Origin of the sequence: Mycobacterium sp., from assembly GCF_035314665.1 — a bacterium.
Taxonomy (GTDB): domain Bacteria; phylum Actinomycetota; class Actinomycetes; order Mycobacteriales; family Mycobacteriaceae; genus Mycobacterium.
The window spans coordinates 1-9493 of the sequence record NZ_DATFZD010000164.1 but is presented as its reverse complement, the minus strand read 5'-3'; the positions used below and the strand labels follow the sequence as shown (position 1 = coordinate 9493).

Genomic DNA, 9493 nt, shown 5'->3' with positions numbered 1-9493 from the left:
AGGCCCTCGAACGCGACATCCGCGCCTGGGCCGCCGCCTGGAACGAGGACCCCAAACCATTCGTTTGGACCAAGACCGCCGAACAGATCCTCCGGGCCATCGAACGATTAATGAAACGAATTAACGGCGGGGAACACTAGTTGGACGTGGACTAGGACGAATCGGTTCCCGGCGGGAATCCGGATCCCCGGTCCCGGCGCAGGCTCTCAGCCGCGCTTGCGGGCCTGACGAACGGGTGGGGATGCCTGCACATCTCCGCCCAGATAGCGGCGCTGCAGACGAGTGATGTGGGCCTGAGCTTCATTGACGTCTCGCCGCAACGCTGCGGCGTCTAACCGGGCACCGCGTCTTTCCAGCCAGGTCATCCGGCTAATCAGCTCGTCGCGCACGTCGCTCAAAGCCTGGATCAGTACCTCGGCCTGAGCTGCATCGCGTTCACCCATCACCACCACGGGACTATGCATACCCAGTCAGATGTGGACTTATGTCGACCCGACCTCAGATCAACCGTTTAGCCGCGTTGCTCGTCTTCAAATATCGATGCCGGGCCTCGGTCGCGGATTCGACAATGAGGTCCCGGCTGCGGTGCGTAAAGGGTTGCGCCGCAATGGCATCGCCACGCCATGTGCCGCCCGTTGCAGGTACACCACACCGAACTCACCGACCAGGCGGCGTCGGCGTAGGCGAGCTGTAGTGATGGTGACGGTCGGAGGGTCGCGCGCGGCGTAGCTGATGCTGCTGCACGGTCAGCAATTCCACTCGTATGCCTTGTGATGAATATCTATTGCCTCGATCATTAAGTGGCAACATCAGCAAGTCCGGGACCCGATGAAGCAAGTGCTATTCGGGACCCGGTGAAGGGAGCGATCAATGACTCGGGCAAGATCATCCGGCGCCCGCAGCAGCATCGCGAAGATCGGGGTGGCGGGGGTGCTTATCGCTATACTCACGGCCACGGTGAGCGTCCCGGCTTATGCGGCGCCCGCTTTCGGCGGCACGCCGAATACGCCGGCTGTGCTCCCGGCGCCGGCGCCAGCGGATCCACCCACCACTGCGCCAGAGCCGCCCCCGCCACCACCGGCGACCAGCGCGACGGAAGATTGGTGGGGTTACAACGACTACTACTGTGGCTGGTGTGGCAGTCAGGGCGGCGGTGGCGGTTAGAGAATTATGAACCGCCGCTGACGATTTGGACGACGCAGTCGGGTTGGGTGAAGCCAAACGCGGCGGCAACCGTTCGGGCCACGCGCCGCGGTTCGGCCACTGCGACGTTGTACCGCGCGCCACCGACATCCGCCAGGGACGGCGCTGACGCTACGGCACGATGTCGGTCACGAAGCTGCCGCTGGTAGCGGTCGCGGTGGCCGTGTCGCCGAAGACGGCGGCGAAATCGAAAAGGTTATTTTCGGGCAAACTGGTGATACCACCGGGGAGCCACCCAAACGGAATGGTGATGGGGGGGAGCCGAAGCCGGCCTCGGCGGTGCTGTCGGAGCCGAAGACCACGGCGGAGTCGAAGCCGCCGTAGTAGACGCCGAGGTCGAAGTGGTTCCCGTACGCCTAGTTACGGCCCGGCAGCCGTGCGTCAATCATCGAAACCATCCTCATTGATATTGCGGGCAGTAGAACGCGGTCGACAGACTCAGGAAGTCGAAGGCATCGGCGTTGGCGAAGCCGGAGTTGGCGTTCTGTAGGGCGACATCGGGGTGCAGCGCCATTTTGACCAGGTTGGTCAACGCCGGTTCGTCGTCGACCAGCAAAACCCGGATCGGTGACCCATCGGCGCGGGTGATCCGGGCCAGCTGACCGAGGATGGCCTGACGTGGCCGCTGTTCACGCGCGGAACCCGAAATTATCCTTCATTCTTCCTCGCTCACACGCCATTGTCACAAAATCGTCACGGAACTCATATCGTTCTCAAATGTGTCGGCGATCCGGCGAGCATCCGCCCGGGCCGTCAGATATGGGTTCTCTATGCATCTCACCGGTGAGCTTGCGATGCCGTTGTGTCCCAAAAACACTGGGTAACAGAGCTCTTGACCAAGGAGAGTGCAGACCAAAAGTGAGGCTACATCGCTAACCGATTGTGCGTGAAGGCTTTACGTAACTTTGCCGTAACAATATCCACTCAAGAGCAGGCTCCGTGACCACCGATGAGCGCGGGCAATTTTCAAAGAAAACTTTGGAGAGATCAATGTATCGGCCCGCTGCGACACACTCAAGTTTGTTCACTCGTCGTAGAGCAACAGGCGACGAGCGCCTCGCGCGGTGGACGCTGTTGTCCATGGTTGCGGGGATGGGCGCGGCAACGATCGGCTTGGCACCAAGTTCGCACGCCAACCCCTTCTCCGCGCAGTTCCAGTCGCCGTCGGGAGACATCTCCTGCAACCTGGTGAACGTCCCTCCAACAGACAAACTCGGGTTCCCTAAGAATTTTGTGCAGTGCGACATCGTTAACCCGAGCTGGGTGCCACCGCGGCCGTCCCCGCAGGGCCGGGACGACGCCACCAGCACCCTCGTTCTCATGCGGGGTCAGTTGCCGATTGTGGGCTACAGTCCAGGCACCTTGGCGGCCTCCGACCCGGTGAATTACGACCAACCACTATCAGCGGGCGCGATCGCCTGCAGCCCCGAGCAGTCGGCTGTGAAATGCACTGACACCAGCACCGGACACTTCTTCCGGGTCTCGCATGAGTCCTACGAGCTGGGGTGATGATCCCAGCTCGTAGCCAGCCGCTGCACTCAGCAGCGTCTTAGCCGGATACGCCGCGGTCGGATTGATCGCCACATGCCGCCCGTTAGCGTCCTCGAAGCTGAAACCCTGGGCGTTACCGTTCACCATGTCGAACCGGACGCGATCAACGTCTAATGCTGTCAGCGCGGTATCGGTGTCCCAGCCCGGCAATTCGACCGGCGGTAGTTCGTCGCGGTCGGTGTCGGAGAAACCGAAAACCGTTCGACTATCACGGAATCCGACCAGGACTTGGCGGTTGCGCGGTTTACCGTCCTCGCCGAGAACCACGCGCCCGTTGTCGTCCTTAGCGTCGCGGCTCACCAGAACCGGAGCTAGCACCACCTTCGCCTTAGACCCCTTACGGACCTGCCGCCCGAGTTCCTGCCAAACCTTATAGGTCGCCACCGGTTCGGCGACGCCCTGCATCATCAGCCGGATTTGGTTCAGGAAGCTGTAGCTGTAGAACCGGGTGTACGTGTTCCCCAGCGCGCCAGGGGCGTTCAACGCCTCGGTAAGCGTGGCCCGCCAGTCAATATCCGTTGTGTTCATTGGCGTGTCTCCAATCTCGTGTGATGTGGTCGATGTCAGTCGCAGCACCCGCAGCAGGGCGCGTCCTCGCACCGCCCGCGCGCGTTGCGGTATGTCGTTGCGCCGGAATTGAACCGGGAGACGATGACGCCGGGCGCCGCGATGCCGACGCGGCGCTCCACGCGCACCCGCACGAATTGACCGCTGACGGGCGAGCCTGACCACTCCTGGCGGGTCAGCCCATCGGCCTCCGCGCACTCGATTCGCTCGCACGTGACCGCGCGCGTGGCGGCGTCGCAGAACGCGAACGATCCGGCGGGCAGCTCCGCGCCGCACACCTTGCAGCTGCCCGCGTAGCGCAACGTCAGCCACCGCGAACCGGCACCACCGCCGCCGCCACGATAACCGCTGCGCCGGTAGCCGCTCACCTGCCCGACCCGATCACCCGCACGACGCCGGCCAGCACAGCTGACACGGCGAGCACGACACCCAACACGGCGATAGCTAGAACGAACATTTGATTTGCTCCAATCCCGCGGTCTGAGCTGGCCCGATACCGGCTCGACTGAGCTCAATTCTACATGACATGAGTTTGCTAGCAAGCTAGCGTCAGAGACGAAAAGCTCTGCTAGAGAGCGTAGTTACTGAGATAATGGCAAAGTCTCTCGTTTGCTGTACCCCGCACCTGCGGAGCCGGACTGTTCCCTCCCCTTCCAATTTGGCAGTGAAGCGCAAAAAATAGCCCCTATCATTTGGCACGGGCTGTTTGGGCTTGCTCTAGTTTCAGTTTGGGCTGGCCGAGTTATATTGGGGCGCTTAATATTTCGGTGTTGTCCCGTGCTGCGTCCCCGTGAACGGCGGTCCGGTGTCGAGCGGACCACGTTTGGTGATGGCAATCTCCCCGGTATCAACTGCCAAGCGACCAGCTAGCTTAGGTTGAGCCGCGCCAGGCACGGTATCTTCGCGCGGTTGCATGTCGCCGGGTTGCTGCACACCTGCAACGGCTCAGCTCCACAGCGTGGACGGGCTGACTGGATGCACAGAGCACAGAGGGCGAGCCAAGAGCGCAGATCCTCATGTTGCGTTGGGTGGGGGGTGCAGGGGGGTGGGCTGCCGCGCGACCTTCAGTTGCTTGCCGCGTAAAGCCGGGGTTGCGTAGCGCGGGAGGTTGAGCAGCCGGTGCGGTTGCGCGGGTACGTCACCAGGGGGTCGCGATGAGTGAAGGCCTAAGCGAACAGCAATAACCTTCAGGCGGTCGCGGAGGGTTCGTCTGGGACGCCGAGTCCGAGGTGTTCGATGTGGTAGACGGCTTCGTCGAGGAGCATCGCGACGTGGTTGTCGTAGAGCGCGTAGATGACGCTGCGTCCGTTGCGTGCTCCGGTGACCAACCCCATTGCACGCAGTAGGCGTAGCTGGTGGGAGACCGCGGACTGTTCCATCTCCACGGCCGCCGAGAGGTCGTTGACTGAGCACGCACCGTGGCGCAGGCGGGTCAGGATCCGCAGCCGGCTCGGCGTCGCCAGCGCCTGCAATGTCGCGGCGACCGATGCCGCCGACTCGGCGTCGAGCTGCGCGGGCGGGGTGGTTCTGCCCTCGATGCCGTGACCCATGGCTGCATCCTACCTAATGATCCTATGAAGACCTGTTCATATGTTCCTGTATGGTGGCGATGTCCCGTCGTCTTACCGAATGTGGAGTTCCCGATGTCGCCTCCGGTCCTGGACCGCTCCCGCGCCGCCGTTGCCCCCGATCGCCAACCGAGAGCCCGGACACGTCCGTTCGCCCTTCCCGAGGTCCGGTGGGCAACTGTGGCGACGGTCCTGTTCGTGCTGGGGCTGGCTGCCCAGTTCGCTGGCGCGCCGGCGTGGACGTGGTGGTCGCTGTATCTGGCTTGCTATGTCACCGGCGGCTGGGAACCCGCGCTGGCCGGGCTGCAAGCTTTGCGGGCACAGTCTCTTGATGTCGATCTGTTGATGATCGTGGCCGCGATCGGGGCCGCCGCGATCGGCCAGGTCCTTGACGGCGGACTGTTGATCGTCATCTTCGCCACATCCGGTGCGCTGGAAGCGTTTCTGACTCAGCGGACCGCGGACTCGGTGCGCAGCCTGCTTGATCTGGCCCCCGAAAGTGCCACCGTGATCACCGAATCCGGAGACGAGACGGTGGTCGATGCGGCCAATCTGTCGGTCGGGGACATCATTGTGGTGCGCCCCGGTGAACGGATCGGCGGCGATGGCCAGGTCATTTCCGGTGCCAGCGACGTGGATCAGGCATCGATCACCGGTGAACCACTACCGGTCGCCAAAAACCCCGGCGACGAGGTGTTCGCCGGGACGCTGAACGGCACCGGGGTGCTGCGGATTCGGGTCGACCGGGCCGCCGCCGACACCGTCGTCGCCCGCATCGTGACCATGGTGCAGGAAGCCTCGGCCACCAAGGCCAAAGCTCAGTTGTTCATCGAGAAGGTCGAGCAGTACTACTCGATCGGGGTCGTGGCCGCCACCTTGGCGGTGTTCTTCATCCCCCTCGCGCTGGGCGCGGCGTTGCAGCCCGCGCTGCTGCGGGCGATGACCTTCATGATCGTCGCGTCCCCGTGCGCGGTGGTGCTGGCGACCATGCCACCGCTGCTGGCCGCGATGGCCACCGCCGGACGCAACGGCGTCCTGGTCAAATCCGCGGTCGTGATGGAACAACTCGGCTCGATCACCGCCGTGGCGTTCGACAAGACCGGCACCCTCACCCAGGGCGCACCCCAACTCACCGACGTCGAAACCCTCGACGAAACGCGCTACGACACCGACACCATCCTCACGTGGGCCGCGGCCGCCGAACACCCCAGCGAACACCCGCTGGCGCGAGCGATCGTCGCCGCCGCCACCGAACATGGCCTTCGACCACCCACGGCTCAGGATTTCGACTCCGCGCCCGGACGCGGTGTCCGCGCCACCATCGACGGTCATAGCGTCGAAGTCGGCAGCCCCCGGCATCTACTATCCGACGCTCAGACCTCGGCCTCGATGACCGCCGCGGTGGCCGACTTGGAAGCCGCCGGCAAAACCGTGGTCATCGTCGTCGCCGACGGCGCCCCAGCTGGCATCCTGGCACTGGCCGACCAACTGCGCCCCGGAGCCGCTGACACCGTCGCCGAACTGACCGCACTCACCGGCACCGCACCGGCCCTACTGACCGGCGACAACGCCCGCGCCGCAACCACACTCGCCGCGCACATCGGAATTACCGACATCCGCGCCGGGCTGCTGCCGCAAGACAAAGTCACCACTGTCCGCGAGCTCGAGGACGCCGGTCGGCGCGTGCTGCTCGTCGGGGACGGCGTCAACGACGCCCCCGCGCTGGCCGCCGCACACACCGGCGTCGCGATGGGCCACGCCGGATCCGATCTGGCGCTCGAGACCGCCGACGCCGTCATCGTCCGCGACGAACTGGCCACCCTCCCCGCGGTGATCGCACTATCACGCCGCGCCCGCCGCATCGTGATCGCCAACCTGGCCATCGCGACCACCTTCATCACCGGACTCGTCCTCTGGGACCTACTGGGACACCTTCCGCTGCCACTCGGCGTGGCGGGCCATGAAGGATCCACCGTCATCGTCGGACTCAACGGCATGCGCCTGCTCGCCCAACGCGCCTGGACGACCTAGGCCGCACCACACCAAGACGGGATCAGCAATGTCGTTATTCAGCTACCGCGACTATCGGCATTTGTTCGCCGCGCAGGTGGTCGCGCTGTTCGGGACCGGTCTCACGACAGTGGCATTGGGGCTGCTGGCCTACCAGCTCGCCGGTGCCGACGCCGCCGCCGTGCTCGGTACGGCGTTAGCGATCAAGATGATCGCCTACGTGACGGTGGCGCCGATCGCTGCGGCACATGCCGATCGTGTTCCCCGGCGGCTGATGCTCGTGGGTCTCGATCTCACCAGGGCCACGGTGGTGGTCGCGTTGCCGTTCATCGACCAGGTGTGGCAGATCTATGTGCTCATCGCGGTTCTGCAATCGGCGTCAGCGGCGTTCACGCCGACGTTTCAGGCGGTCATCCCCGATGTGGTCGGCGATGAATCCGACTACACCAAGGCGCTGTCGGCCTCCCAGCTCGCCTCCACGATGGAGAGTTTGCTCAGCCCGGTGCTGGCCGCGTTGGCGCTAACGGTGGCGACGCGTCGGGTCGCAGGTCAGCGTGATTCCGCTGGCCGAGGTGGCCGTCGATGATGTGCTGGTCGTCGGGCCCGGCGAGGTGGTGCCGGTGGACGGGCGAATCGTCGACGTGGTGGCGGTGCTGGATGAGTCGGTGTTGACCGGTGAGCCGCTGCACGTCGAGCGTGCCGTGGGTGAACCGGTGCGTAGCGGTGTCGTTAACGCCGGCGGCGCGTTCGAGCTGCGCGCCACGGCAACAGCCGACGACAGCACGTATGCGGGCATCGTGCGGCTGGCCCAGCAGGCGGGCGCGGAGAACGCGCCGATCGTGCGGTTGGCCGACCGCTACGCGGCGTGGTTTTTGCCGCTGGCACTGCTGCTGGCCGGTGGGGCGTGGCTTGCCAGCGGGTCGGCCGTGCGAGCGGTGGCGGTGCTGGTGGTGGCGACTCCGTGCCCGCTGCTGCTGGCAGCACCGGTAGCGATCGTCTCGGGGCTGTCGCGGGCGTCGCGTGCGGGGGTGGTCATCCGCAGCGGTGGCGCGTTGGAAAACCTCGGGCATGCAACGACTTTGGTGATGGACAAGACCGGCACCCTGACGATGGGACGCCCGGTGGTCGTCGACGTGGTCGCCGCGCCCGGGGGCGACGCGACCGAGATGCTGCGGCTGGCCGCGTCGGTGGATCAGCTCTCCCCGCACGTGCTGGCCGAGGCCATCGTGACCGAAGCGCTCGCCCGCGGTCTTCAGTTGTCACTGCCCGCCGATGTGCTCGAAGAGCCGGGCCGCGGCGCCACCGCCGCCATCAACGGGCGCCGTGTGACCGTCGGAAAACTGCCCACCGACACGGTGACCAGCGCGTGGGCGCGCGGGGTAGTCAACCGGGCCCGCTTGGATGGCGCAGCTATCGCGTGGGTGTGCAGCGAAGGGCAGCCGGCCGGCGCGGTGTTGTTGCGGGATCCGTTGCGCCGCCACGCGCCTCGCACGGTGCGGCGGTTGCGTGCGGCCGGTCTGAACCGGCTGGTGATGCTCACCGGCGACCGCGCCGAGCCGGCCCGCGAGGTCGCGACGGTGCTGGGACTAGATGAGGTCTACGCCGAACAGACACCGACCGACAAGGTCGCCGCGGTACGCGCCGAGCGGGAACGGGCGGTGACGGTGATGGTGGGCGACGGGATCAACGACGCCCCCGCCTTGGCGGCGGCGACGGTGGGTGTGGCGATGGGCGCGCGGGGAGCCACCGCGTCCTCGGAGGCCGCCGACATCGTGTTGACCACCGATCGCGTCGACCGCCTCGCCGATGCGATGGACATCGCCCGCTGGTCGCGGCGCATCGCCGTGCAAAGCGCCGTGGTGGGCATGAGCCTGTCGCTGCTGGCGATGGTGATCGCCGCGCTGGGCTGGCTGCCGCCGGCGGCGGGTGCGCTGCTGCAAGAGGGCATCGACGTCGCGGTGATCCTCAATGCGCTGCGGGCCCTGCGTGGAAACCCGGCCGCCGAGGTGGCGTTGCCCATCAACACCGAGCAGATGCTGCGCCGCTTCGCGGCCGAACACGACGAACTGCGCGACACCCTCGGGCTGCTGCGCGGCAGCGCCGATCGGCTGGTCAGCTGCCCCGACGCTGCGGCGTTGGAATCGCTGGTCGCCGCGCACGCCTTGCTCACCGACCGGATCCTGCCCCACGAACACGCGGAGGAAACCCAGCTCTATCCGGCGTTGGCTGACCCCCTGGGCGGTGCTGAGGCCACCGCCACCATGAGCCGCACCCACGCTGAGATCCAGCGCCTCGCCGATCGCATCGGCGCGCATGCAGGTCTGGCGCAATCGACAGGCGCGATCCAGCCCGACCAAGTCGATGACCTGCTGGCATGCCTGTACGGCCTGTACACGCTGCTGCGGCTGCACTTCCTGCAGGAAGAAGAAAACTACTTCACCCTCGCCGAGGACGAGCCCACGACGCCCGAAACCACCCGAGCACGGCGCCCATCAAAGCGAACCGACGCCGCGGCGACACGGTAAATCAACCACGATGGGCCCGATAAGCGCGGTCTTGACCGGGATCCTGGTGGCGGTGATCGTCACTGCAGT

At 65.6% G+C, this 9493-nt stretch carries 6 protein-coding genes and 3 pseudogenes; 4 read left to right on the top strand and 5 right to left on the bottom strand.

Annotated elements, in window-relative coordinates; all coding sequences use genetic code 11:
- Nucleotides 1–206: 206 nt before the first annotated feature.
- Nucleotides 207–443 carry a hypothetical protein gene (locus VKI00_RS13355; RefSeq protein ID WP_324438056.1) on the bottom strand — a complete coding sequence of 79 codons (237 nt, stop codon included), beginning with the start codon at nt 441–443 and terminating at the stop codon, nt 207–209.
- A gap of 427 nt (nt 444–870) precedes the next feature.
- Here VKI00_RS13355 and VKI00_RS13350 point away from each other — a divergent pair, with 427 nt between their 5' ends.
- Complete coding sequence (locus tag VKI00_RS13350; protein ID WP_324438054.1) at nt 871–1164, top strand: hypothetical protein; 294 nt, start codon at nt 871–873, stop codon at nt 1162–1164.
- A 541-nt stretch (nt 1165–1705) separates the two neighbouring features.
- Here the strand turns inward: VKI00_RS13350 and VKI00_RS13345 are convergent.
- From VKI00_RS13345 to VKI00_RS13330, 4 genes and pseudogenes are all read right to left on the bottom strand, one after another.
- A pseudogene (locus VKI00_RS13345) lies at nt 1706–1852 on the bottom strand (DNA-binding response regulator); the annotation flags it as partial.
- 752 nt (nt 1853–2604) lie between these two features.
- Nucleotides 2605–3282, bottom strand: a complete 678-nt coding sequence (locus VKI00_RS13340; protein WP_324438052.1) for an ArdC family protein — start codon at nt 3280–3282, stop codon at nt 2605–2607.
- Between the two features lie 35 nt (nt 3283–3317).
- Complete coding sequence (locus tag VKI00_RS13335) at nt 3318–3689, bottom strand: hypothetical protein (protein WP_324438050.1); 372 nt, start codon at nt 3687–3689, stop codon at nt 3318–3320.
- A gap of 819 nt (nt 3690–4508) precedes the next feature.
- Nucleotides 4509–4871 carry a metalloregulator ArsR/SmtB family transcription factor gene (locus tag VKI00_RS13330; RefSeq protein ID WP_324438048.1) on the bottom strand — a complete coding sequence of 121 codons (363 nt, stop codon included), beginning with the start codon at nt 4869–4871 and terminating at the stop codon, nt 4509–4511.
- A 93-nt stretch (nt 4872–4964) separates the two neighbouring features.
- On the opposite strand from VKI00_RS13330, the gene VKI00_RS13325 reads away from it, so the two are divergent.
- From VKI00_RS13325 to VKI00_RS13315, 3 genes and pseudogenes are all read left to right on the top strand, one after another.
- Nucleotides 4965–6920 (top strand): heavy metal translocating P-type ATPase, encoded by a 1956-nt coding sequence (locus VKI00_RS13325; RefSeq protein ID WP_324438046.1) that lies wholly within the window; start codon nt 4965–4967, stop codon nt 6918–6920.
- A gap of 28 nt (nt 6921–6948) precedes the next feature.
- A pseudogene (locus tag VKI00_RS13320) lies at nt 6949–7428 on the top strand (MFS transporter); the annotation flags it as partial.
- Nucleotide 7429: 1 nt separating this feature from the next.
- Nucleotides 7430–9424: pseudogene (locus tag VKI00_RS13315) on the top strand (heavy metal translocating P-type ATPase); the annotation flags it as partial.
- Nucleotides 9425–9493 lie beyond the last annotated feature (69 nt).